A 23,505-nucleotide genomic window follows, 5' to 3' on the forward strand; every position below is an offset into this window, starting at 1 on the left:
TATTCATCCATGTCCAATAGCTGGTTTCAATTCAAGCAGTTTACCATTCATCAGGACAAGTGTGCCATGAAGGTGACCACCGATGCCTGCCTGTTTGGTGCCTGGGTAGCAGCACATGTAAAAAAACTTCCAACTAAACTCTTGTATGATTTAGGAACAGGTACCGGCTTGCTGAGTATGATGCTGGCACAAGCCCGGTCAGATATGCGCATTGTAGCGGTAGACATTGAGGAAGCTGCAGTGTTGCAAGCCCGCAACAATGCAGCAGCATCGCCTTTTGCCCATCAAATTGAAGTATTGCAGCAAGACATCCGTTGGATGCCGGCCGAACCGAAAGCCGATTTTATCATCAGCAATCCGCCTTTTCATGAGCTGCAGCTCAGCTCCATTTTTGATGCAAAAAACATTGCCCATCATTCCGATGCTTTGCTGCTCGAAGAATTATTCCTGAAAGCAAAATCGTTGTTGGCTGCAAATGGACAATTTGCCGTGCTGCTGCCTTTTTACCGCAAGCAAGCCATGCTCACTTTAGCAGCAGAACTTCATTTCACGGTGGTGCATGGGTGCGATGTGCGGCAAACGCCCAAACATGATTTATTCAGAACGATGGCCATTTTTGCCCATGGTACCGCCCCGCATGCAACATTCAGCAACATGAGCATTGGCGGCGAACAAGAACAATACGACCCGGTATTTGTACAATTATTGAAAGACTATTACCTGAAATTGTGACGCATAATGAACTACTTCGAATTATTTGATATTCCGGTGGCTTTCACCGTCAACAAAGCGGAGCTAACCCGCACTTATGTGAAGCTGCAAAAGCAGTATCACCCCGATTTTTTTGGTCAGGAGTCGGACGAGGCACAGGAAAAGGCCATGGAAATGTCGTCGCTCATTAACCAGGCCTGGAAGACATTTCAAACGGAAGATGCCACAGTGAAATATGTGCTGCAGCTGCATGGTATGCTGGAGGAAGAAGAAAAGTTTGCCCTGCCCCCCGCTTTTTTGATGGAGGTAATGGAACTGAATGAAATGCGGATGGATGGTGCCGATGCGGCCAGTATCAAACAACGGGTTGACGACCTCCAGGCAGAAATAAAGACGCCCGTTTCAGGTATTTTAACCAGTACTGATACGGCCAGCCTGAGCGAAAATGCCTTGCAACAAGTAAAGACCTGGTATTATCAGAAAAAATATTTGGACCGATTGTTGGCTGAATAGCTAAACGCTGTAATATTGCAACCCGTTGCGAAACAAGCTGCCCAGATGGCGGAATTGGTAGACGCGCTAGACTCAAAATCTGGTTCTCGCAAGGGAGTGCAGGTTCGATTCCTGTTCTGGGCACAACCCTAGTCAAGGCACTTCAGTGAAGAAGTGCCTTTTCTTTTGCCCCTGATTAAACTGGCGGCATGCATTTTACTTCAACATCTTACAATGTGGTCTTGGATGCAAACAATTTGCCGCCAATAGGCAACAAGGTTTTTCCGAACTGCGCTTTGAAAATGTAGGCTGCAGACAAATAAAAGGATGCAAGGCTGATGAGTAATTCAGCATATGCAGCCAACTGATGTGCCGCTTCTTTCAGTGCTTCATTGGTAGACAACACAGAAATGCTCAGCCCAATAAAAAGCAAATCAATCAAAGCAAAGATGGCGAATAACACGGTGTTGGTTTGTGTAGCGCCGATGGTCATGTACAGGGTAAATATGAGGTACCCAATAAAAGCAACGCCCAACTGACGGGAGTCTGCTGCGGCTTTTAATGAGTCACCCAAAGCCCCCATACCAATAAGCCACGACATACCCACTGCCAACCAGAAAAAACCATAAGCGATGAACGCAGTGCCGCCAAATGCATTGCCCTTTTTAAAATCATATACACCCGCTACCAATTGCGCCAGGGCGCCCAAAAAGATAGCCCAAGGCAGCACCATGGATGTGCCTTGTGTAAGCCCGAGTTTTTGCGAAGAAGCTACCAGTGTAACCATGGCCAAACCAAATAAACCCAGTGCTGTAGGGTCGGGATGCGAAGTATGTTGTTGCTGTTGCATGATGTGTACTTTTTTCACCCGAAAAGTAAATGCTTACATCAGGACACATTATGACATTACTCAACACATGCTATGATTTACCAAAGCAAAAATCCTACTGCCATGAGCGTGGATGGCAAGAGGATGTAAATTGTAATTCATATTTACAAAGCCAGCAATGGCAGCAGCGTTGCCCTGCTGATGCGCAACACCGTACCATGCCTGATGCCTTTCGGAAAATGCACTTTGTCTGAAATGTCTTCCCACTGAATGAGGTCTTTGGAAGCAACCGCACCGTAAGTATGACTGGTGTATTTATCAAAGTAAACCACCCACTGCTCACCTACTCTTGCCACAGTTGGTCCTTCAGCCCAATACTTACCCGTAATAGGTGCAGAAGGTTTGCTGAAACCTTTGTGTGCATGCTTACTGAAGGTGATGCGCAGATTTTTTTGTGGCGGCGTTTTGGTTTCATCTTTCAACAGCATGGCGTAGCGTTTGCCAACCAGAAAAATGCTGGCATCAATCACACTAAAATCATAATCATACAACAACTGGGCTTGGCTAAAGCTGCGAAAATCTTTTGTGCTCACATAATACATGCGGTGATTGTAGCGTCCGTCGCCAGATTGACTACCTGCTGCAAAACGACCCGGAATAGTGGTAGCCCAATAAATAATGTACTGTTGCTTTTTGGCATCGTACGTTATTTCGGGTGCCCAGCAGTTAAGTGCACTGTCTTCATGCGCCATCACGGGAATGTATTGCTGCTCACTCCAATGAATAAGATCTGATGAGGACGCATAACCAATGCCGCGGTCATTCCAACTCACTGTCCATACCATATGAAAGCGGCCATCAATGCCTTGAATAATGCAAGGGTCACGCATCAGGCTGTCTTTGCTCAACACAGGTCGCAGCAATGATTTATCGTTTTTGATAGCCTTGTAGGTATAGCCATCTTCGCTATATGCCAAGTGAAGACCGTCTTTGCCATTGTTGTTGAAATAAGCAAAGAGGTACACACTATCCTGAGCAATTGAAACATGCATACAGGCAAAGCAAAAGAGCAATAAGAAAAATGAAAACCGCCGTTTCATTACAACAAATCATTTACTGAAGGCATGGTGAACTGCTGCCGCTGATCTTCGGGCGAAGGCAGGCCAAAATAAAACCACAATGTGTGTTTGATAGGTTTGCCGTCAAACACTTTGGGCTCACTTTGCGGACCTAACACTTTGGTATTGGTGTTTAAACCCAACGCTAACTTGGTACCAACGGGCGGTATTGCATCAAGCCATGAAATATCGCCAGAAGGCAATACCGGATGTGGTTTAGGACCGCTCAATCCGTAGAAGTTAAACAACCGGACAAACAAACTGTCGTCTTCACTGGCCATTAAGAATTTTCCTTCTACCGTATTCATTTCCATCCAGGCAATGTTGGCGTAATAACCTTTAAACTCTGGAAAATTCCATGGATAGCTACCGGTTATGGTATTGTTGTTCATGTTTTCATGTACACTAAACCGACCGCCCAACATCCGGTTTTTCCAAACTCTGTAAGGCCCGTTGCCCAACCAGCGGGCACCCAGCATAAAGTTTTCAGGATAGCTGAAGCTAATGCCTGCAAATTGTTGCGTTCCTACGGGTGCATATTGGTATTCCAGCTTCACCCAACCACCGGGCTGCATGGTCCACACGGCTTGTTGCATAGTGCCCGTATAAGTAACCGTTACTACCGCATTGGCACCTTGCTTGCCGGCAACAACCGACTGCACTTTGGCATCACCACCTACCAGCACAGGGCCATTGGCAAACGACAATGGGCCACGGTCTGCATTAGCCACTTTTTCAAGCAAGCCAGTAGATTTATTGATGGCAATACTTACCGGGCCTGATTTCAGCGTAATCAATGTATCGTTGTCTGCAATTGTGACGCTGTCTTTTCCGCTACGGCTCATGGCCGCAGTCAACAAGGCCTGATTGTTTTTTATGCGCCGGATATCACGAATCACTTCTGCTCCGTGCTGGTCAACAACAATCAATTCCAACGCATCGTAGTTGCGCCAATCAGTGGGTAGCATCAGCGATAAATTGCCTGTTTTCAAGGGAGCAATATCGGGTGATGCAGCATTGCCTTTTTTCAACACACTGGCACCTTTTTGTCCGCTGTATGGCTTGGTATAATTCAACAATTGCCATTTGAATACACAACTATTGAGGTTGCTATAATGATACCGGTTTTCAAGAGCCACTGTTCCGTCGAAACTGGCAGGCAGCAAATCGGGCCAGCTGATTTTTACAGGTGAAAAAATATCGCGGATGGCAAAAAAACTGCCTTCCTTTTCCCGATGTGGCCCCAATACGCCATCTGGTGCATTCACGCCATTTACATCTATAAGGTTGTTCATGTCGGTTCTTACCAATCCCTCATCTACCAGTGCCCACAAAAATCCACCGGCACTTTTTTTCGCTTTCCAATGCAGCTCCCAAAAGTCGTACAAAGCAGCACCGCCACCACCATCATCCTGACTGTGCAAAAATTCAGTCGGCATATAAATGTGTGGTTCGTCTTCAAGTATTTTCTTGCTGCTGTAATAATCTTCGTAATGGTTACAATCAATACCATTGAAATCATTGCCGGGACGATGATGTGCATGTATCACCGGACGTTTGCTAAAATCATACATACCATAATCATCATCCAATTCTTTGTTGTGCCCACCTTCATTGCCATTGCTCCAGATGATGATGCTCGGATGATTGGCATCCCGTTCTACCATTTCTTTTACCAATGGTGCACCGGCTTTGGTACTGTATGCTTTTTGCCAGCCGGCCAACTCATCCAACACATACAAGCCCAATGAATCGCAGATATCCAGAAAAGATTGATCGGGTGGGTAATGCGAACAACGAACAGCATTCATGTTCATTTGCTTCATCAGTTGCACATCCATCAAATCAATTTTCGCATTTACGGCCCTGCCTGTTTCGGGCCACCACACATGCCGGTTCACCCCTTTCATTTTTACCTGCGTGCCATTGATGAAAATGCCTTCACCCTTACGAATCTCGATGGTTCTGAAACCAAACTTCTGTGTAATGCTGTGCAATTTTTTACCCGCATGCAGCCAATCTAATTGCAGCTTGTACAAGTTGGGCGTTTCCGCATTCCATGTTTGTATGCCCGCCAGCTGATGACGCAATACAAACGCAGAATCTTTACCCGTAACCGGTTGCTGAAAACTTGCTACCAGCTTTCCTTTGCTATCGAATAGGCTGGCTTTAAGTTGCGAAGCCTGTACCGGTTTTTGTAAAAATACTTGTGCTGCAAAACTGCCATCTGCTTTTGCATCAATAGAAGTACGTACAATATGCGAAGCGGGCAAAGCCATCAAATACACCGGACGAAAAATGCCGCCTAATATCCAGTAGTCGGCCAAGCGTTCAGCGTTGTTTACACTGGCATCAGCACTCATTTTACTCACGGTTACTTCCAGCAGGTTATCCTTGCCCCACAAGAGTTTATCAGCAATATTGTATTTGAATTGATAGAAGGCACCTTGATGAACCGGACCAGCCAACTTACCATTAATCTTTACTTCTGTGTCCGTCATCGAACCTTCGAACACAATGAAAATATCTTTGCCTTTCCAGCTGTCGGGTACTTTGAAGCGATGCTTGTATTGTCCCTGTTCATCATGAAAGCGAAAGTTTTTACCATAGGTCACATAATCACGGCCATAATCATAGCCACCAAAGCCATGCTGCTCCCAATGCGATGGCACAGGAATGGTTGTCCACTTACCGCTGTTGCGGCCTTTGGTGCATAAAAATCCCATTGTACAGTGTGCTCATTATCTGTTCCCGAGAGGTAACGCAGTTCTGTTTGTTGCGCAATTACATTGCTACAACAAATAATGATTTGCAACAACAATCCAGCCAATACATACCGTTTCATACACATGTTCATTTATAATTTCTGCAAGGCAGTCAGGGTTACTTCACTCAGCAGGCCAGAAGGTTTGGGCATCCATTTGATGGGCGTAAACAATCCATCGGCACCACGATTCTCCGCCAGCTTCGCAGGAAAATTGGTGTTATAAAATTTCTTCCAAGGCACTCCGTTTTTCTCCAGTAAAATCATTTGGTTGGCCATGCTGTTGCTCACTTCAATTTGTATGCTGTTGGTTGGCTTCAACCAAGCTGCATCCACTATCAACGTATAATCAGGACCCAACACAGTGCCAGCTTTTTTACCATTGATCCACACGTTGGCACTCTCGCCTACTTTGCCCAAATTGAGGCGGTACCACTTGGCATTGCCTGCAGGCCGTGCAAAACTGCTGCGATAAGTAGCCACCCCACTGTAATAGGTAAACGCATTGCCCCATTCACTCCAAGATGTTAGTGATGAAACAGTAGTAGCTGCCGGTGCATTGGGAAAACGATCATCGAAACTGACAGCCCATGTTTTGCCAATAGCGACGGGCTTAGCAATTGTCTGATACAACGGATATTTTGTTGCCGCATTTACAGCACCCACTTGTACAAAGAGTGAACCTGCAGCGGGCAATTGAAGATGCACCAATAAATGCCCGTTACTATTTCGTTTTGTTTGTGCCAAACCCGTTTCGCCTGTCATAGGATTGTAAATACCGACAGCTGCAGCAACCACATTCAACGGAACCCAGGCATCAACAGCACTGTCTTTGGCATTGCAAATGAAATACACTTTGCTACCATTGTAGTTGCGGCGGATAAACTGCAAACCCATATCTACCAAGGCTTCCCGCTGAAAGCCCGCTGCATCCAGCAAATGCTGCTCATTAGCACTCATGCTTATGCTGCCGTTGCCATGCTGCGCTGTTTTTACTGCACCATTTTCTTTCCATTGAATACCAGACAATAATTGTTTCAACGCTGCGGCATTCGCATCATAGTTGGCTAAGCCAGGCACATCATTGGGCATGGCATGATACACCAGTAGCTTTGCACCTTGGGATACCAGTTGCAACAGCTGTTGCATGCTAGCCAACGGAATGTATTGATTGCCCGGAAGCAAAATTGTTTTATATGAAGTGCCACCAGTATGCAACACCCCATTGCGTACACTCACCTGTTGTAATTGCTTGTCCGAAATAAAATCGAATCCGTAGCCTTTTGCCTGCATCCATTCGCTGATGTGGGCAAAGCGGGTGCCATTGAATTCGGGCCGCATAGCATCGTAATGTTTTAGTAAGTCGCGGCCATGTTCCATTTGCGCATCCGCAAAGGGATAATATACCAACACATCATTATCAATGCTGCCTGCCTGCAAAAATGATTGGCTGCGTTCTACATATTTATTCAAGGCCGGAAACTGCTGCCAAAAAGGATTGTTTTGATTGAAATGCACCGCGGCATAAAACATCCAGCCTGGCCAACCTGCACTTGCCGGCGAGTAGTTGGTGCCATGATATACAATGTGATTGACACCACCGATAAAGTATTGATCAATGGCTTTTTTGACGCCGCCCAATGTGCTTACAAAATGATCATCGAGCCAGGTAGCCGCTTCCGCTGCTGCTAATTTTTTACCTGCTACATGCGCTGTAGAAGTAGCAAACTTAAAGCGCAACAACTCCGTTCCTTCTGTTTCTGGAATATCAACAGCTGCGTATAAATCCATGGTATTGCCCGGCGATCCATGACTTTGATTTCGTACGATGGCGCCATTCTTTTTGGCCCATGCTACCCAAGGTTGTGTAAAGTTTTCCAAGATTAATTCGGCAATCACTTCCCGATAATCGAACAACACTCTTGCATTGCTGTTGGCATCTGCCTTACCAAATAAAGCAGGCAAATAATTTTCCAACCTATACCCTTTGCGCTGTGCAAATTCATCGAGTAAACGTGGCGTCCAGTTGGCCTGACCACGGGCATCATCTACCTCATAAGAGTCGTTGAAAAAACCCCGCAAAGCGCTGATGTCTTTACCCGCAAAGGCTGCATCAAATTTGCTGAAATACGTATCGATAGCAGGTTTGCTAAAATGATCGATGGCATTGCCTTCGCCACCGGGTGCGGCTCTTTCTACCAGCTTTCCATGCCAGCCTAAAAACAACGCATACACTTTGCAATCATCGGTTGGCGCTACCCAGTCAATGCTGCCATCTGCTTTTACCAAAGCGGTGATGTCAATGGGTGAAGCATTTGCGGGATAAGCCATCAATGTAATCAAAGGCAAAGGCTTTGCAAACTTCACCTGATCGATGGCTAACTGTTGCAGATTGATGTTGCTCTCCACCGGATCTTTTACGGCTTCCAATTTTGGCGGCGTAGTACTTGTGCCTTTGATAAAAGGCTGTTGTGTGGCCGCAATTTTATCAGGTATAGCGGTGCCTTTTTGTAGTGTCCAATTTTTACTGATGACTTGCTTACAAGCATGCTCGTAGCTAATCCACGGACCGCCAAAAGGCCAGCCCGTTCCTGTGGCCATGTCTACCTGCATGCCATTTGCAGTAGCCTGTTGCAAAGTATGTTGCAGCATGTCTACCCATTGTGCAGAGAGGTACTGAATGAAGTTGGGTTCTTCGCCTTTTACACCATAGATGGGCGTAATTTCTACACCGCCCAAACCCGCATCGCTGTACATTTTCAACAGTCGGCTAATGTCAGTTTTATTTACCGCACTGCCCTGCCACCACCAGCGTGTCCACGGTTTGGTTTCAGCAGTACTCACAGGCCACTGTAGCGATTGTGCCGAAACACTCAACTGAAAAAAAGCTGCACAAATGAGAATGACTATTTTATTTTTCATCATAAATATGCGTTAGTTGCCATCTGGCTTTGCCTTTGCAATCACCGGGCTCAGTGGCCAATAAAAATGCGCTGCTTTATCTGGCTGCGAAGGATTGAATGCGGGTAATGCCGGCGAGAGATACTGCGCCAATGGCAATTGAATATCTCTCATACCCTGCGCAATGCAACGGGCAATTTCGTAAGCGCCATACGGGTTAAAATGCGTGTTGTCGAGCAAGGCTTTTTCCTGACCGGGAAAGCTGTTGGCCGGATAAATTACAAATCCTTTTTCCGAACCTTTTGGGCCCCATGCTTCGTAGAGTTGAGCACTCATGTTGTTGAGATCAATCAATGGCACTTGCAAATCGGCCGCTACTTTACGCATGGCCGCTGGATAATCGCCCAGAGTGTTGATGACATGCCCGCTGCTGTCAAAGTTGCGGCGGTGCATAGAAGTCACCAACACCGGATGCCCCCCTTTTTGACGACAACTCTCAATGTATTGGTGCAGCAGCTTGGTATAGCTTTCCCATGGGCCGATGCCAGCGCCTTTTTGCTTCTGATCGTTGTGGGCAAACTCTATGAACAAATAGTCGCCGGGCTTCATGAGACTCAGTATTTTTTCCAACCGCTTTGCACTCAAAAAACTGTTCAGTGCTTCGCCCGACTCTGCATAATTCGCCACCACAACTTTATCAGTTTGAAATAGCTGAGGTATCATTTGCCCCCAAGCAGCGTAGGGTTCAGAAGCCTGATCGACTACTGTAGAATTGCCAGCCAAAAACACAACAGGCACATTTTGAACCGGCGTTATTTCCAAAGCACACAGTTTTGGTAAGCTGTCATTTATTTCCAGCGTCAGTTTGTTATCCCAATGCCAGTATTCTCTTTCCCGGGCTTTGATTTTTACCTGCGTATTCGTGCCTGCAATCATAGTATCACGCACATGCACCAGAAAGGATACTTCTTTCACTTCCTTTGTATTGGTGATGACTTGCGGCAATACTGCCCTGCGGCATTCGGCACGAACAATAGTGGAAGAAGTGCCTGCTACATCGCCCAACCACAGTTTCACCCGATAGTTGCCTTCGGGCAAGCTTACACTAAAAAAGAAAGGCTTATTGGCGGTTACAAAATCATTGGTTCGTTGATCTTTTCCTTTTCGCTGTACGGCCGTAATAACAGCACCAGGCTCAAAGCCGAAACCTGCAGCATCGCTATACATCGCATTGGCTGTAACTGCAGTAAATCCTTTCGCTGCTTTTCCATTACCAAAATCGAAGCGCAAGGTTTGTGCCGAAATATGTCTGCTGCAAAAAGACAGCATCCACAACAACAACCAATATCGCCCAACTTTTTTCATGAGATTATTTTCAACGCTGTTCACTACTGTTCTGTAAACATGAGTGCACTGTCGTTTAGTTTGAAATGCTTTTGCTGTGTCAAAATCATTACTTCAGCACAGGCCAGCAAAACCGGACCATAGCCATGCGCTGCAAACACATTTACAGGACGATGATAATAGAACGCAGGTTCGAAACCCATGCCTGTACCTACACATGTACCTTCTACTTGTCCCTTGTCGTTTACCTTGGTGCTAACGGCATTCCATGCCAGCAGTACAGCAGGACCAAACGCCTTTGCATCGAGCCATCCTTTGTTGATGCCATGCGCCATGCAATAGGCATAAATAGCAGTAGCCGATGTTTCAAGATAAGAGTCGCTGCGGTCGAGCAACTGATGCCAGAATCCACTACCCGATTGATACGCTGCCAGGCCAGCAGCATGTTGTTGAAACTGCTTCAATACCTTGGCATAGCCCGGATGCGAAGCTGGCAATACATCCAGCAACTCACTCATAGCCATGAGGGCCCAGCCATTGGCACGCCCCCAGTGAAATTGCGGATGTGGCTCCATGCCCTGAATCCATCCGTGCATGTATAATCCTTTGCCTGTATTAAACATACGTTCACTAAACTGCAATATCTGGCGCACTGCATCATCGTAATATGCGTTATTACCTGTGAACTTGCCCATTTGTGCCAATGCAGGTACACTCATGTATAAATCATCGAGCCAAATGCTGTTGGGCAATGGCCTGTTGCGGGCCAGGGTTTTATCTGCCAACCGAAATTCTTTGTTGCTGATAAAATCCATGTAGCGATCAATTAAGGGCCGCATGGGCGTTTGCAAATTGCCATTGGCCGACTTAATCATGGCAGCACACACAGCACCGGCATCATCCAATGCATGTGGCTCCAGTACCTGCTTGAGCGGATTGCGGTATTGCGGAAACGCTTTGCTCATCTGGCTAAAATAGGGCGCCACTTTTGCCAGAAATTGTACCCTGTTGTGTGTATAGTCTGCATACTTTTTATCGCCGCTGGCTTCACTCATCCGCAACATGGCCGAATAGGTAACACCCCATTCATAACTGGTGAGCCGGTAATCACCGGTTTGCAGTATGATGTTTGTATCAGGCTTCGACAAATCGGTAGTAACCTGACCTGTTCGCTTATCGAGCAATGCATACGGCGTGGTAGCATCGAGATAGGCAAATACTTTATCGGCAACCGCTTTAATTTTTTGCTGAGAAGGCGTTTCGTATGGCACCGGATAATCGGGCTTCAACAAGTGCAATGGCGAAGTAGCATCGCTGCCGCCGGTTTTTACATACTGTGCTTGCAGGCTACCTGCAGTAGTGCAAATACATGCTGCTGCCAGCATGCTCATTTTTCCCAATGATTTCATAGGCTTCATTCAATCGTTATTGAAAAATCGGTTTTGCTGCAATGTTGTGTGTGGCTTTTCAAGCACAAAAAACAGTTGCGCAATAAATACTTCTTTGGTGAAGCAATTATTGCGCAAACAAAATACGGAACAGCAGTGGTCAATCGTCCTGTTGCGTCCTGAAAAAACCGATTATGGTAATAAAAAAACGGTCATGGTTTTGGGGCCATGAGCACCCAACACCAGCGACTGTTCTATATCGGCAGTTTTAGAAGGTCCTGCAATGAACACACCAAAATCGTATTGCCCCATGGCTTGTACTTGTTGATAGGCTTTATGCATGTTGGGTAGCAACGACTGCAGTGGCAGCAACACTGCCAAATGCTGACAAATAAAAGGCAGAGCACGAAGCTTGTATTGTGCTTCCGTTACCCACACAGCGCCATTTTCGGCTACGCCAAATGCAGCATCCATCAGGGCAATGTCCACATTTTGCAACATCGCTGGTGCATCAAACGCTGCATCAGGCAAAGCCTGAAAACCTTGTACAGTAGCCGATACATTGAGAATATTGCTGTTGTCATCAAATGCCTGCAATATGGTAGCCGTTGCATCTTCGCCAGATAAAATGCGGATGACACGCCCACCAATGCCCGACAAGGTTTCAACAAACTTTTGCAGCGCATCCCACTGTGCGGCATGTGCAGGCAATTCCAAATCGGGCAATGCAACAGTGGCCGGTTGATTGGCTTTTACTTGTGCTAATATTTTTGCTCTCGATGACATCAGGCTTTCTTGTTTTTGGCGTACCACTCACTAAACGATTGCTTTGGCGGCGCAGGCATTTCCCGCTGTTTGTACCATGGATTCAAACTGTTTTTCACCATAAACGGCGCCAGGCGCAGCACGGTTCTGGCAGCTTTGCCCGCAAAGCGGTACAACGCAGGCTTACCCAACAACCATCCGGCCATTTTCATCGACACTGCTTTGCCTTTCGGCGCCAGTCCATCTTTGTACAATTCCTGTCGCCATTGATACAACTGTTCGTGAATATCAATTTTTACCGGACACACATTTGTGCAAGAGCCACACAGGGTACTTGCAAAAGGCAAATCGGCATGTTTTCGCATATCAAGATTGGGCGCCAGTATAGAGCCGATGGGACCACTGATGGCATACTTGTAGCTATGGCCACCACTGCGCCGATACACCGGGCATGTATTCATACACGCACCGCAACGAATGCATTTCAAAGAATTACGAAATGCCTCTCTCCCCAACTGCCGGCTTCTGCCATTATCTACCAGCACTATATGCAACTGCCTGCCGGGTGCGGGTTTGCGAAAATGACTGGTGTAGGTTGTAATGGGCTGCCCGGTAGCACTGCGGGCCAGCAAGCGGGTAAATACGCCGAGGTGCTGCCGCTGCGGAATCAGTTTTTCAATACCCATGCAAGCGATGTGTACATCAGCTAAATGGGTTCCCATGTCGGCATTGCCTTCATTGGTACACACTACCACTTCGCCGGTTTCAGCTATGGCAAAATTGACACCGGTGATGGCGACTTTGCGGGTCAGAAATTTTTCGCGTAAATGAATACGGGCAGCGCCAGTGAGGTATTGCGGATCGGCATTGCCTTTTGGTGTTTGTAAATGCTGATGAAATAATTCACCGATTTCTTCTTTTTTCCAGTGAATGCAAGGCAATACAATATGGCTGGGTGTTTCGCCGGCCAATTGCACAATGCGTTCGCCCAAATCTGTATCTACCACATCAATGCCATGCTCATGCAGGTATTCATTCAGCCCACACTCTTCGGTGAGCATGCTTTTGCTTTTTACAATTTGCTGCACTTTGTTTTCCTGCAAAATGCGGTGCACAATGGCATTGTGCTCTGCAGCATCAGCAGCCCAGTGCACACTGGCGCCATTGGCCAATGCCTGTGCTTCAAACTGCGTCAGCAGGTCGTGCATATTGCTCAGTACATGTGCTTTGATATCGGAAGCTGTTTGGCGCAACCATTCCCACTCAGGGACAGACCACGCAGCCTTATCCCGCTTTTGCCGAATCCACCACAGGGTTTCATCGTGCCAGTTTACACGATCTTCATCCTTGTTGAATTGTTGGGCCAATTCAGCATGCGGTTGTGAAGCTTTATTTAGATGTACACTCATGAATAGTTGTTCAATTTTACTCAGGCACCGTTCAATATTTCTGCAATGTGCATCACTTTAATGGGGCTTTGCTGTCGTTTCAAAATGCCTTCCAAATGCATGAGGCAACTCATGTCTGCACCGGTAATCACTTCTACACCTTGCCGCTCATGATCGGCCACTCTGTCTTTGCCCATTTTGGCACTCACCGATTCTTCAAACACACAAAAGGTACCGCCAAAACCACAGCATTCATCTTTACGATCAAGCCTGGCCAATTGCAATCCTTCTACCATGTGCAAGAGTTGCTCTGGCTTTGAAAATGGTTCCGCTACCAACTCACTCATTTGCGACAAATGCAAACCGCGTTGCCCATGGCAGCTTTGATGCAAACCTACCCTGTGCGGAAATCTGGCGTCAATGATTTTTACCTTCAGTACATCCGTTAAAAACTCGGTGAACTCATACACACGACTGCGTATTTGTGCAGCAGTTGTTTCATCTTCATGGTTCAAGTGCTGTTTGATGTGCAACACGCAACTACCCGACGGACCAACAATGTAATCGTAGCCACGAAATGCATCCACTATCACCCGATTGCAGCCCGCTTGCTGGTCTTCAAAACCAGAATTGGCCATGGGTTGTCCGCAGCAGGTTTGGTTCGGAGGAAACTCAACAGTACAACCCAATTTCTCTAACACCTGCATGGTGGCAATAGCTACCTGCGGATAAAACTGATCTACATAACAAGGCACAAACAAGGCCACCCGCATATGCTATTCTTTTATAAATGCTTTTCGTAAATCTTCTACCTGTTCATCACTGATGGGTACCATTTCTCCCAACGATGCAGCCAGCACCAAACTCTTGGCACTAAACTCTGCTACTTCAAGATAATCGAATGTTTGCAGCAATTTGTCACCCGTCACCAATATGCAGTCGTTTTCAATCAGCAATGCCGGACATGATTTTGACAACTGACCTATGATGGCTTCCGATTCACCAAACTGTTGTCCAAATGGAATCTTATGTACATCCTGCAAAAAAATCCAACTCTCTGGTATCGTCCGCACATTAAAGTTGGCTTTGCTGCTGGCAAATGCCATGAGGTACGTAGACTGTGTGTGAATGATGCTGTTGATGTGCGGGTGTGTTGCGTAAATTTTTTGGTGCATCAGCGCACTGCGACTGGGTACTTTGCCCGGCTCAGCACAACCATCTTTTACTTGTACTACATCGCTGGCTTGCAAATCCCAACGAGGCACGTCGGTTGGTGTAATCAAAAAATCATTGCCCCGCCAGCGAACAGAAACTGTGCCGTAAGAACTCGTCATCAAACCTTGTGTACAAGCCCTGCGAACAATATTGCAGATTTGATGACGGATAGCCCGTTCATCACTCGGATGTTCGGCTTTTTCCATCACCGGGAGCTGTACCAGGTGCTCATCAAAATCATTGATTTGCTCATTGGTTAAAAAGTTGGGTGTACCCACCATGCTGGCATACAAAATGGTGCGGGCACTAAACTCCAGTGTTTCAAAACGCAGGAAGGCATCTGCCAAATCGCTGCCACCAACTACAGTGCCATGGTTTTCCATGATCACTGCAGAAAATCCTTTCTTGAATTCGCCTGCAATCACATCGCCCAACGCAGCACTACCGGGCAGGCGGTAATCGGCGTAGCCAATAGGTCCGCATACTTTTCTGGCTTGCAAAATGATGTTGGTATTGGGAATTTGTCGCACAATACTAAACGACACCAATGCCGGCGGATGTGCATGAATAATGGCTTTCACATCGGGCCTTGCCTCGTAAATAGCTTTATGAAAAGGAAATTCGGAAGAAGGTTTGTGACGGCCAATAATGCTGCCATCCGCTTTTACACACACAATGTCATCAATGGTCAGCGAGCCTTTATCTATGCCGGACGGCGTTACCCAAATATCACCCTGTTCATCTATCACCGAAATATTGCCACCAGAAGTTGTGGTCAATCCGCGGCGGTAAATGCGGCTGATGACCATAGCGACCTGTTCACGGGGGTGTTGCCAGCTGGTATTTAAAATGTTGTCCATATTAAAAAAGAGTTGCCGGCATGAAGATGATACAGGCTGCTATGCTGCCGACGATACACATAGCAGCATGCAGATTTATGGTAAAAAATCAGTGGTCATAATGTGTCAGTTTCAGCAAATTGTGTGGAATGGGTTGTGTGTTCCAATGTGTGTGAATAGCCAGTGCCGCACCAATGGCAGAAGCTTGTGCCACCTGCGAAGCATACACTTGCACATGCGGATAAGCTTTAGCCAACAACTGCATGAACAGCGGATTGTTGCTAAAGCCACCATCAACAAACAATTTGCTAACCGGCTCACTGCCTCGCAACACAAATTGTAGTGCATGCACTTGCTGTGCTACCATATCGAGCATCAATTGATGATAGGCTTCGGTTGCAGTAGCAAACAAGGATAACTCCCGGTGAGCAAAAGCAGCTACACTTACATCGTTCAGTACTTCATAGGTTGCCGGAGTTACGCGTTGGCGCAATGCTTCCAGCAAATATTCGTCAGGCTTGATGTGTTTGTAAAAGTCATCGGCTTCGCCAAAATGAGCAGCAATGCGTTTGGCTTCCTGCTCATGAAAATGCCCTGCAAAAAGGCGTGATGCTTTTACAGGCTTGCCTTGATAGCTGAGGTAGCACAAACAATCATGCTGCAATTGCTCATCAGTCAGCGGCGATGCGTTAAAAGGATTCAATGCAATACACCAGGTGCCGGTAGACAACAATACAAATGGTTCTTGCTCACATGCCAGGTAAGGAATTAATGCGGCAGAACTATCGTGCAGGCCCACACCACAGGCAAGTGTATGCGATTGTACCTGACAGGTATACACAGCATCAGATGGAACTATGGCGGGTAATTTCTCCGACATCCCTTCTTCTGCTACCCACTGCTGATACGTTTGTGTATCAAAATTCCACAGGTTGGTATGGCAGCCAATGCTGGTCATTTCCGACACCGGCACTTTGCTGATAGCATACGCCAGGTATTGAGGTAAATGCAACGCATATTGCACTTGTGCAAACCGCTCCGGCTGTTCGTATTTCAACCGGTACAATTGCATGCCCGAGTTGAGGTTGCCCAACACAGGTGATGCCGCCGAACGGGAAAAAGCCACTTCGCCACCATAAGCATTGTAAAACTGCTGCTGCAAGTCAGCATTGTATGGCTTCAGGTAATTGTACAACGGGAAGACCGGCTCACCTGCTGCATTGATGTAAACAAAACTGGCACCATATGCAGACACGTTCACCGCTTTTACATCGTAATCGGTCAGCTGAATGATTTGCTGCAAAAAATCGCCCAGCAATTGTTGGAGCTTTGGCAAATCCTCGCAAGGAAAACCATCCTCGTCGGTAACTTCTGCCAACTGTTGCGCATACTCGGCTACAATGTTGTAGCCTTCATCTATCAGAAAAAGTTTTTTGTTGGTTTTACCAACGTCCAGTATTGCTATAACAGGTTGTCGATTCATTGTTCACGGCCTTGTTGAAGAAAGGCTTCATTCAAAAACTTACAAACCGGTAGCAACTGTGTTGCTGCCACGTTCGTCTACCAGTGCTTTGCGTACGCCTGCATTTCTGTACAGCTGCAAAGGTTGCAATGCCGCACCTGCCCGCAAACGAGCTTCTGCCACCAGCGGCCGCACATCGGTACGATAGGCTTGTTGCAAAATTTCTTGTGCCTGCGTTACGTCGTTGTTGAGCTGAGCTGCTTTCAGTGCAGCAGCATCTACCAGCAATGCCTGCGCATATGCCAGCATAATGGCTTCCACGCTTTGCAGCAAATCTTCCAGCGGGTCTTTCAGGTTGTGGCTGGCATCAATCATCCAACCCAAATCGGTGGCGTGGTTCATGCCACGGGCATCCATGCCTTCTACCAGCTCTTTAAAAATGAGGAATAACTGATACGGATTGATGCTACCCACTGTCAGGTCATCATCACCATATTTCGAATCGTTGAAATGGAAACCGGCCAGTTTGCCTTCCATCAACAACAGCGATACAATTTGTTCAATATTGGCATTGAGTAAATGGTGTCCCAAATCAACCAGCGTGTAGGCTTGCGGCCCCAGCTTGTTGGCGTAGAGCAGGCTTTGGCCCCAATCGCCAACCGTCATGCTGTAAAAGTTGGGTTCAAATGCTTTGTACTCTACAAACATTTTCCAATCGGAAGGCAGTGCTTTGTAAATCACTTCGAGGCTTTCAAGCGTATTTTCAAATGCATTGCGAAAATTGAGTTGCCCAGGAAAACTGGAACCATCGGCCAACCACACCGTGAGTGCTTTTGAGCCCAGCGCATCACCATGTTGAATTACATCAATATTGTGTGCAATGGCTTGCTCCCGAACGGCTTTGTTGACATGCTGCAACGAGCCAAACTTGTAGCTGAGTGGTTGCCCCGGCTGATCCTGAAAAGTGTTGGAGTTGACAGCATCAAAAGACAAACCAAAACTGCCTGCCAGTTCACGAATGGCTGCGTAATCTTTTGGAATATCCCAGGGAATATGCAATGAAATAGAACCGCTGCTATTGTTGAGTGCATGCAGCAATCCTACGTCTTCAATTTTTTCTTCGAGATTGCGGGGCTCGCCGGCGCCGGCAAAACGACCAAAGCGGGTGCCACCTGTGCCCAAGGCCCAACTGGGAATGGCTACATTAAACGCCATCAGTTTTTGTATAATGGCTTCTGCCTGATCTGTTTCTTGCAATACGGCATGCAGGCGGGCCTGATGTTTTGCCTGCAGGCTTTCGTTGTGTTGTGCTATGTGGTTGGCGGCGATACGCATGATAGTTGTTTTAAAAAATGAAACGAATCAGCGGGCTGGCTGATGTGCATCCGCAAGGGCTTGCATCAGGGAAGGTAAAATACTTCCGGCAAGGGCGTGCTGACGGGAGAATTGTCGGGGTTGCTTTGCATGATGTCTTTCATGTAAGCCCACCAACGTTGCATAATAGGTTGTTGTGGCAATGCATCGAGTGCTGCAGGGTCGCTGGCTTCGAGCACCCCAAACAATGTGCGTGTTTCTGTATCAAGAAAAATGCTGTAGTTGCTTACACCAGCCTGCTTGAGCAAATCGGCCAGCTCTGGCCATATCTCATCGTGTCTGCGTTTGTACTCTGCTTCCTGTCCGGGATGCAACTGCATCTTAAATGCTCTCCTTGCCATCACACTCTTCGGTTTAAATGGTAGTTAAGGGGAGCCGGCGCAGAAGCGCCAGCCCGGTTAACTATCGATGCTTGCTTATGAAAAAGTTCTGTTCTTATCTGTAAAAGCCCATGGCCACACCACCATCTACATTGATGGCATTGCCCGTGCTTTTGTTGAGCAATCCGCCCACCAATGCAAAGCAGGCATTGGCAATGTCTTCGGGCAAAATCACTTCGTTGAGCAACGTACGCTTGGCGTAGTAAGCAGGCAGTTCTTCTACGGTAATGCCATATGCTTTGGCACGACCTTCAGCCCAACCACCGGCCCAAATATTGCTGTCCGCAATAACGGCATCGGGGTTCACCATGTTTACCCGAATCTTATCGCCGCCCAGCTCTGCAGCCAGCAAGCGTGTAAGATGTGCCTGACCTGCTTTGGCAGTACCATAGCCTGCATTGTTGGGGCCTGCCACCACCGCATTCTTCGAAACGATGTTGACAATATCACCACCAAAACCTTGCTTCCGCATGATGGCTACTGCAGCTTTGGATACGAGGAATTGCCCTTTTACCAAAATATCGTAGAGTCGATCAAACTCTTCTTCGCTGTGGTCGGCAATGGCTCTTGAAATACTAATGCCTGCATTGTTTACAATGATGTCAACACCACCAAAAGCAAGGCTCGCATTTTGCATGGCTTGTGCTGCAGATGCAGCATTGGTTACATCAAGCAGGGTAACAGCCACTACATCTTTACCAAACAGTTTTTGAAATTCTTTGCTGGTTTCTTCGAGGCGTTCTGCATTCACGTCGTTCAGCACTACGCAGGCCCCTTCTTCTGCATATTTTTTGGCAATGGCTTTACCAATACCACCACCACTGCCGGTTACCATGGCTACACGTCCGCTCAATGCTTTGGGCTTGGGCATGCGTTGCAACTTGGCTTCCTCGAGCAACCAGTATTCAATATCAAAAGCTTCCTGGCGGGGCAACGACGTGTATTCGCTGATGGCTTCAGCACCACGCATCACGTTGATGGCATTGATGTAAAACTCCGCGGCCACACGGGCTGTTTGTTTGTCTTTGCTAAAAGTGAACATACCAACGCCAGGATAAAGAATCACCACCGGGTTGGGGTCTCGCATAGCAGGACTATTGGCATGCTTGCAGGTATTGTAATACTCCGCATACATGTTGCGGTAAGCTTCAAAAGCGGGTGCCAGTTGAGCTTGTATTGTTTTTACATCGGTAAGGTCAGCATTGGGCGACAGCTCCAGTACCAGCGGACTGATTTTGGTACGCAGGAAGTGGTCGGGGCAACTGGTACCAAGCGGTGCCAGGCGATCCAAATCGTTGCTGTTGATGAATTGCAACACTCTTTCGTCATCTGTAAAATGACCAATCATTTTTTGGTAGCTGCTGCAAAAGCCACGCAGAATGGGCGCAATAGCAGCGGCTTGCTGTAGGCGATTTTCCGCAGGCAATGAATCGATTTTCTGACCACCAAACACAGGTGCATCTTGTCCTACTTTCGACTCAATGTATTCTGCACAACGCTCTACTACTTCCAATGTATTGATGTAACATTCGTAAGCAGTATCGCCCCAGGTAAACAAACCATGCGAACCCAGCATGATACCGCGGATGCCGGGGTTGGCATCGAGGCAGGCTTTCAACTGCAAGCCCAAATCGAAACCGGGACGCTGCCATGGTACCCAACCAATGCTGCCGCCAAATAATTCCTGCGTGATTTGCTCTCCATCTTTTGCAGCAGCTATGGCAATGGCTGCATCGGGATGCAGGTGATCGATATGCTTGAATGGCAGAAAGCCGTGCAGCGGTGTATCAATAGATGGCGCTTTGCTATCGAGATCGTAAATGCAATGGTTGAAAAGGCCGACCATTTCATCTTCCATTTCCAAACCAGTGTAAATGTTTTGCAGGCTGCGCAAACGGTCTACATACAGCGCTGCCAAACCACTCTTTTTGAGTGTACCAATATCGCCACCACTACCCTTCACCCACATCACTTCGGTTTCGGTACCGGTGAGTGGATCTTTGGCCATAGCCTTGCAAGAGGTATTGCCACCGCCATAGTTGGTAAGGCGCAAATCGGCCCCCAACATATTGGAGCGGTAAATGAGTAACGCTACTTCATCGCCTTCCATGCTGGCCGCTTTGGCTTCATCCCACAGGTAGCTTACGTGTTTAAATTCAGTTGTAACTGTTGACATATTCAATGTGTTTCGAAAAAACAAGATTATGGTTTCATGCTATTGCCCCAACCTACCACCAGCACAGATGCAATGATGATGAGGATACCGGCTATTACTGTAGCAAATGTTTTTTTGTTGACGCCTTTCCATTCTTTCAACACCAGCCCCCAAGTGTTGGCAATGAGGATGATGAAGGCCATGTGCAAAATCCATGAGCTGGCACCGTTGCCCATTTTGCTTTCGCCCATGCCATAAAAGAAAAATTGTAAAAACCAGGTGGTACCTGCCAATGCTGAAAAAAGAAAATTGCGCAGCAGTGGTGTTTTGGTATCGGTGTAGTTGCCAAAAGTTTTGTTGCGGGCATTGAGTGCCATGCACCAAATAAAATTGGTGGTGAGTCCGCCCCACAGCAGCACTACGTAAATCACGTTGTTGAGGTAGAGAAAGTTTCCGGTTTCGTTGGGGTTGGCAGCTTTCCAGGCAGCGTTGGCTACATCGGCCATGGGCTTTCCTGCTTCAATACCAAAATTGAAACAGGCACTGAGCACACCAGATACAATGGCCACAAACATGCCAAGGCCAAACTTGTATTCCGTTTTTACTTCCATGCCATGCGGGTCGGTAGCTTCGGCCTGCAGTTGCTTTTCCTTCATGGTACCGGCCTTGCCGCTTACGATGATGCCAATCACACAAAGGAGCAAACCAGCCAACACGGTTTGGCCCCAGCTCTCAGCAAGCATCATGCTGAATGTGTCTTTGCCTACAGCAGGAAACAGGTCGTAATAAATGGAAGGAATGAGCGACCCAAAAACCATACACAAACCAAGGATAACGCTGCTGCCCAACGATACGCCGAGGTAGCGAACACCCAAGCCGTACGTAAGGCCACCAATGCCCCAGAGTATGCCAAAGAAATAAGTATAGCCCAGCACCGAACTATCGGTTTGTGCAATGATGTCTGAAAAATTGGGAATGGTTAAATACGCAGCAATGGGTGGCACAATGAGCCAGCTAAACAAGCCGCCTACAATCCAGAAACTTTCCCACGCCCAGCCTTTCACCCGCTTAAACGGAATGTAAAAACTACCCGACGCAAAGCCGCCTAAAAAATGAAATAAAACACCTAGAAAAACCTGCATGAGAACAATCGCTTTTTACAAATGGCAAATCAATCAATCATCAAAATAAATACTTGTACAGCACAGCCTATCATGCACTGTCATGATAGCGTTTGCGTAGTTCCTTCCTTTTCGGTAGGGCGCCATTACCTACCTTTACGCCCCGCAGCAATGGCTGCCACAAACGAGTCCATAATTGCGCCGCCTATGAAAAAACCGGTCATTTATCAGTACCTGCATTTTGATTACTATTCTGCCACGCCAAAATATTTGCAGCTGGCCAACTGTATCATTAATGCCATCAGCGAAGGCAAGATAAAAAAAGATGACCCGCTGCCTTCCATCAATGAACTAAGTTTTGAGTTTGAAATTTCGAGAGATACCGCTGAAAAAGGGTACAAACATTTGAAGGCCCTGGGTGTGCTTGGCTCTGTGCCCGGCAAAGGCTACTTCATTAAATGTACCGAAGTGGATCAGGAATTGAAAATTTTCCTGCTCTTCAACAAGTTGAGTTTTCACAAGAAAATTATCTACGATGCGTTCAGTCAATCATTGCCTGATAAGGCGCTTATTGACCTATACATCTACAACAACGATTTTTCGCTGTTCAAAAAACTCATTTACAACCGCAAAGAAGATTACACCCATTTTGTAATAGTGCCCCACTATACCGATGGCGAAGACAATACGGCTGAAGTGCTGAGTGTGTTGCCCAAAGACAAACTCATTTTAATGGACAAGTTGCTGCCTGGTTTTACCGGCGACTACGGTGCCGTGTACGAACAATTTGATAAAGACCTGCAAGCCACACTGGAGCAGGCCTTGCCACAGTTGGAAAAATACCAAACTATCAAGCTCATTTTTCCGGAAGATTCTTATCACCCGAGAGAAATTATCCGTGGCTTTACCATGTTTTGCCGGCAGTATGCCTTCAACTACAAAGTGGTACACCGCATAGAAGATGAAGCCATTGAAAAAGGCGATGTGTACATCAACCTCATGGAAAATGATTTGGTGACACTCATCGAACGCATCATGGAAAAGAAGCTGAAGCTGGGGAAAGAAGTGGGTGTGATTTCGTACAATGAAACGCCACTGAAGAAAATCATTCTTAATGGCATCACGACCATTTCAACCGATTTTCAGAAGATGGGCGAAACTGCTGCGCAAATGATTTTAAATCACAACCGACAGCATGTACACAATCCGTTTTACCTCACCCTGCGCCAATCGCTGTAAGTTGTTCAACTATGCTGTGG

Annotated in this window: 18 protein-coding genes and 1 tRNA gene; 4 read left to right on the forward strand and 15 right to left on the reverse strand. The window is 46.9% G+C overall.

Annotated features, from left to right (window positions below; genetic code table 11):
* Window positions 1-9: 9 nt before the first annotated feature.
* The 3 genes from GLV81_RS11460 to GLV81_RS11470 all read left to right on the forward strand — a co-directional run bounded on the left by GLV81_RS11460 (window position 10) and on the right by GLV81_RS11470 (window position 1,347).
* A complete protein-coding gene (locus GLV81_RS11460) occupies window positions 10-732 on the forward strand; it encodes a tRNA1(Val) (adenine(37)-N6)-methyltransferase (protein WP_157478985.1) in 723 nt (240 codons plus the stop codon).
* Between the two features lie 6 nt (window positions 733-738).
* Complete coding sequence (gene hscB, locus GLV81_RS11465; protein WP_157478986.1) at window positions 739-1,224, forward strand: Fe-S protein assembly co-chaperone HscB; 486 nt, start codon at window positions 739-741, stop codon at window positions 1,222-1,224.
* Window positions 1,225-1,263: 39 nt separating this feature from the next.
* Window positions 1,264-1,347: transfer RNA gene (locus GLV81_RS11470), tRNA-Leu, on the forward strand.
* Window positions 1,348-1,432: 85 nt separating this feature from the next.
* Here the strand turns inward: GLV81_RS11470 and GLV81_RS11475 are convergent.
* The 15 genes from GLV81_RS11475 to rhaT form a co-directional block, all read right to left on the reverse strand.
* On the reverse strand, window positions 1,433-2,053 hold the full coding sequence (locus tag GLV81_RS11475) for an acetate uptake transporter (protein ID WP_157478987.1): 621 nt from the start codon (window positions 2,051-2,053) through the stop codon (window positions 1,433-1,435).
* Between the two features lie 143 nt (window positions 2,054-2,196).
* Window positions 2,197-3,084 carry a glycoside hydrolase family 43 protein gene (locus GLV81_RS11480; RefSeq protein WP_246185953.1) on the reverse strand — a complete coding sequence of 296 codons (888 nt, stop codon included), beginning with the start codon at window positions 3,082-3,084 and terminating at the stop codon, window positions 2,197-2,199.
* Between the two features lie 47 nt (window positions 3,085-3,131).
* Window positions 3,132-5,876, reverse strand: a complete 2,745-nt coding sequence (locus tag GLV81_RS11485; protein ID WP_197428256.1) for a glycoside hydrolase family 2 protein — start codon at window positions 5,874-5,876, stop codon at window positions 3,132-3,134.
* A 131-nt stretch (window positions 5,877-6,007) separates the two neighbouring features.
* Window positions 6,008-8,839, reverse strand: coding sequence for a glycosyl hydrolase (locus GLV81_RS11490; protein WP_157478989.1), 2,832 nt, complete (start codon window positions 8,837-8,839; stop codon window positions 6,008-6,010).
* 9 nt (window positions 8,840-8,848) lie between these two features.
* Window positions 8,849-10,180 carry a rhamnogalacturonan acetylesterase gene (locus GLV81_RS11495; RefSeq protein ID WP_157478990.1) on the reverse strand — a complete coding sequence of 444 codons (1,332 nt, stop codon included), beginning with the start codon at window positions 10,178-10,180 and terminating at the stop codon, window positions 8,849-8,851.
* A gap of 23 nt (window positions 10,181-10,203) precedes the next feature.
* On the reverse strand, window positions 10,204-11,577 hold the full coding sequence (locus tag GLV81_RS11500) for a glycoside hydrolase family 88/105 protein (RefSeq protein WP_246185954.1): 1,374 nt from the start codon (window positions 11,575-11,577) through the stop codon (window positions 10,204-10,206).
* Between the two features lie 162 nt (window positions 11,578-11,739).
* Window positions 11,740-12,333 carry a LutC/YkgG family protein gene (locus tag GLV81_RS11505; protein ID WP_157478991.1) on the reverse strand — a complete coding sequence of 198 codons (594 nt, stop codon included), beginning with the start codon at window positions 12,331-12,333 and terminating at the stop codon, window positions 11,740-11,742.
* Window positions 12,333-13,721 carry a lactate utilization protein B gene (locus tag GLV81_RS11510; protein WP_157478992.1) on the reverse strand — a complete coding sequence of 463 codons (1,389 nt, stop codon included), beginning with the start codon at window positions 13,719-13,721 and terminating at the stop codon, window positions 12,333-12,335. The genes GLV81_RS11505 and GLV81_RS11510 overlap by 1 nt, the downstream gene beginning before the upstream one ends.
* A gap of 20 nt (window positions 13,722-13,741) precedes the next feature.
* On the reverse strand, window positions 13,742-14,473 hold the full coding sequence (locus tag GLV81_RS11515) for a (Fe-S)-binding protein (RefSeq protein ID WP_157478993.1): 732 nt from the start codon (window positions 14,471-14,473) through the stop codon (window positions 13,742-13,744).
* Window positions 14,474-14,476: 3 nt separating this feature from the next.
* Window positions 14,477-15,775, reverse strand: coding sequence for a class II aldolase/adducin family protein (locus tag GLV81_RS11520; RefSeq protein ID WP_157478994.1), 1,299 nt, complete (start codon window positions 15,773-15,775; stop codon window positions 14,477-14,479).
* 88 nt (window positions 15,776-15,863) lie between these two features.
* Window positions 15,864-17,237, reverse strand: coding sequence for an FGGY-family carbohydrate kinase (locus GLV81_RS11525; RefSeq protein ID WP_157478995.1), 1,374 nt, complete (start codon window positions 17,235-17,237; stop codon window positions 15,864-15,866).
* 39 nt (window positions 17,238-17,276) lie between these two features.
* Window positions 17,277-18,551 carry a sugar isomerase gene (locus GLV81_RS11530; protein ID WP_157478996.1) on the reverse strand — a complete coding sequence of 425 codons (1,275 nt, stop codon included), beginning with the start codon at window positions 18,549-18,551 and terminating at the stop codon, window positions 17,277-17,279.
* 65 nt (window positions 18,552-18,616) lie between these two features.
* Window positions 18,617-18,931 (reverse strand): L-rhamnose mutarotase, encoded by a 315-nt coding sequence (gene rhaM, locus GLV81_RS11535; protein WP_157478997.1) that lies wholly within the window; start codon window positions 18,929-18,931, stop codon window positions 18,617-18,619.
* 94 nt (window positions 18,932-19,025) lie between these two features.
* The gene (locus GLV81_RS11540) at window positions 19,026-21,146 is read right to left on the reverse strand and encodes a bifunctional aldolase/short-chain dehydrogenase (protein ID WP_157478998.1); all 2,121 of its coding nucleotides are present in this window, start codon (window positions 21,144-21,146) and stop codon (window positions 19,026-19,028) included.
* A gap of 26 nt (window positions 21,147-21,172) precedes the next feature.
* Window positions 21,173-22,267, reverse strand: a complete 1,095-nt coding sequence (gene rhaT, locus GLV81_RS11545; RefSeq protein ID WP_157478999.1) for an L-rhamnose/proton symporter RhaT — start codon at window positions 22,265-22,267, stop codon at window positions 21,173-21,175.
* Between the two features lie 186 nt (window positions 22,268-22,453).
* On the opposite strand from rhaT, the gene GLV81_RS11550 reads away from it, so the two are divergent.
* Window positions 22,454-23,485, forward strand: a complete 1,032-nt coding sequence (locus GLV81_RS11550) for a GntR family transcriptional regulator (protein WP_157479000.1) — start codon at window positions 22,454-22,456, stop codon at window positions 23,483-23,485.
* The last annotated feature ends 20 nt before the right edge of the window (window positions 23,486-23,505 follow it).

It is taken from the genome of Phnomibacter ginsenosidimutans, from assembly GCF_009740285.1.
GTDB lineage: Bacteria > Bacteroidota > Bacteroidia > Chitinophagales > Chitinophagaceae > Phnomibacter > Phnomibacter ginsenosidimutans.

What these genes read in the sequence shown, in the direction of transcription:
- GLV81_RS11460 (WP_157478985.1), top strand. Translation starts at nt 10, where the DNA reads ATGTCCAATAGCTGGTTTCAATTCAAGCAGTTTACCATTCATCAGGAC.
- hscB (WP_157478986.1), top strand. Translation starts at nt 739, where the DNA reads ATGAACTACTTCGAATTATTTGATATTCCGGTGGCTTTCACCGTCAAC.
- GLV81_RS11475 (WP_157478987.1), bottom strand. Translation starts at nt 2,053, where the DNA reads ATGCAACAGCAACAACATACTTCGCATCCCGACCCTACAGCACTGGGT.
- GLV81_RS11480 (WP_246185953.1), bottom strand. Translation starts at nt 3,084, where the DNA reads ATGCATGTTTCAATTGCTCAGGATAGTGTGTACCTCTTTGCTTATTTC.
- GLV81_RS11485 (WP_197428256.1), bottom strand. Translation starts at nt 5,876, where the DNA reads ATGGGATTTTTATGCACCAAAGGCCGCAACAGCGGTAAGTGGACAACC.
- GLV81_RS11490 (WP_157478989.1), bottom strand. Translation starts at nt 8,839, where the DNA reads ATGATGAAAAATAAAATAGTCATTCTCATTTGTGCAGCTTTTTTTCAG.
- GLV81_RS11495 (WP_157478990.1), bottom strand. Translation starts at nt 10,180, where the DNA reads ATGAAAAAAGTTGGGCGATATTGGTTGTTGTTGTGGATGCTGTCTTTT.
- GLV81_RS11500 (WP_246185954.1), bottom strand. Translation starts at nt 11,577, where the DNA reads ATGAAGCCTATGAAATCATTGGGAAAAATGAGCATGCTGGCAGCAGCA.
- GLV81_RS11505 (WP_157478991.1), bottom strand. Translation starts at nt 12,333, where the DNA reads ATGTCATCGAGAGCAAAAATATTAGCACAAGTAAAAGCCAATCAACCG.
- GLV81_RS11510 (WP_157478992.1), bottom strand. Translation starts at nt 13,721, where the DNA reads ATGAGTGTACATCTAAATAAAGCTTCACAACCGCATGCTGAATTGGCC.
- GLV81_RS11515 (WP_157478993.1), bottom strand. Translation starts at nt 14,473, where the DNA reads ATGCGGGTGGCCTTGTTTGTGCCTTGTTATGTAGATCAGTTTTATCCG.
- GLV81_RS11520 (WP_157478994.1), bottom strand. Translation starts at nt 15,775, where the DNA reads ATGGACAACATTTTAAATACCAGCTGGCAACACCCCCGTGAACAGGTC.
- GLV81_RS11525 (WP_157478995.1), bottom strand. Translation starts at nt 17,237, where the DNA reads ATGAATCGACAACCTGTTATAGCAATACTGGACGTTGGTAAAACCAAC.
- GLV81_RS11530 (WP_157478996.1), bottom strand. Translation starts at nt 18,551, where the DNA reads ATGCGTATCGCCGCCAACCACATAGCACAACACAACGAAAGCCTGCAG.
- rhaM (WP_157478997.1), bottom strand. Translation starts at nt 18,931, where the DNA reads ATGGCAAGGAGAGCATTTAAGATGCAGTTGCATCCCGGACAGGAAGCA.
- GLV81_RS11540 (WP_157478998.1), bottom strand. Translation starts at nt 21,146, where the DNA reads ATGTCAACAGTTACAACTGAATTTAAACACGTAAGCTACCTGTGGGAT.
- rhaT (WP_157478999.1), bottom strand. Translation starts at nt 22,267, where the DNA reads ATGCAGGTTTTTCTAGGTGTTTTATTTCATTTTTTAGGCGGCTTTGCG.
- GLV81_RS11550 (WP_157479000.1), top strand. Translation starts at nt 22,454, where the DNA reads ATGAAAAAACCGGTCATTTATCAGTACCTGCATTTTGATTACTATTCT.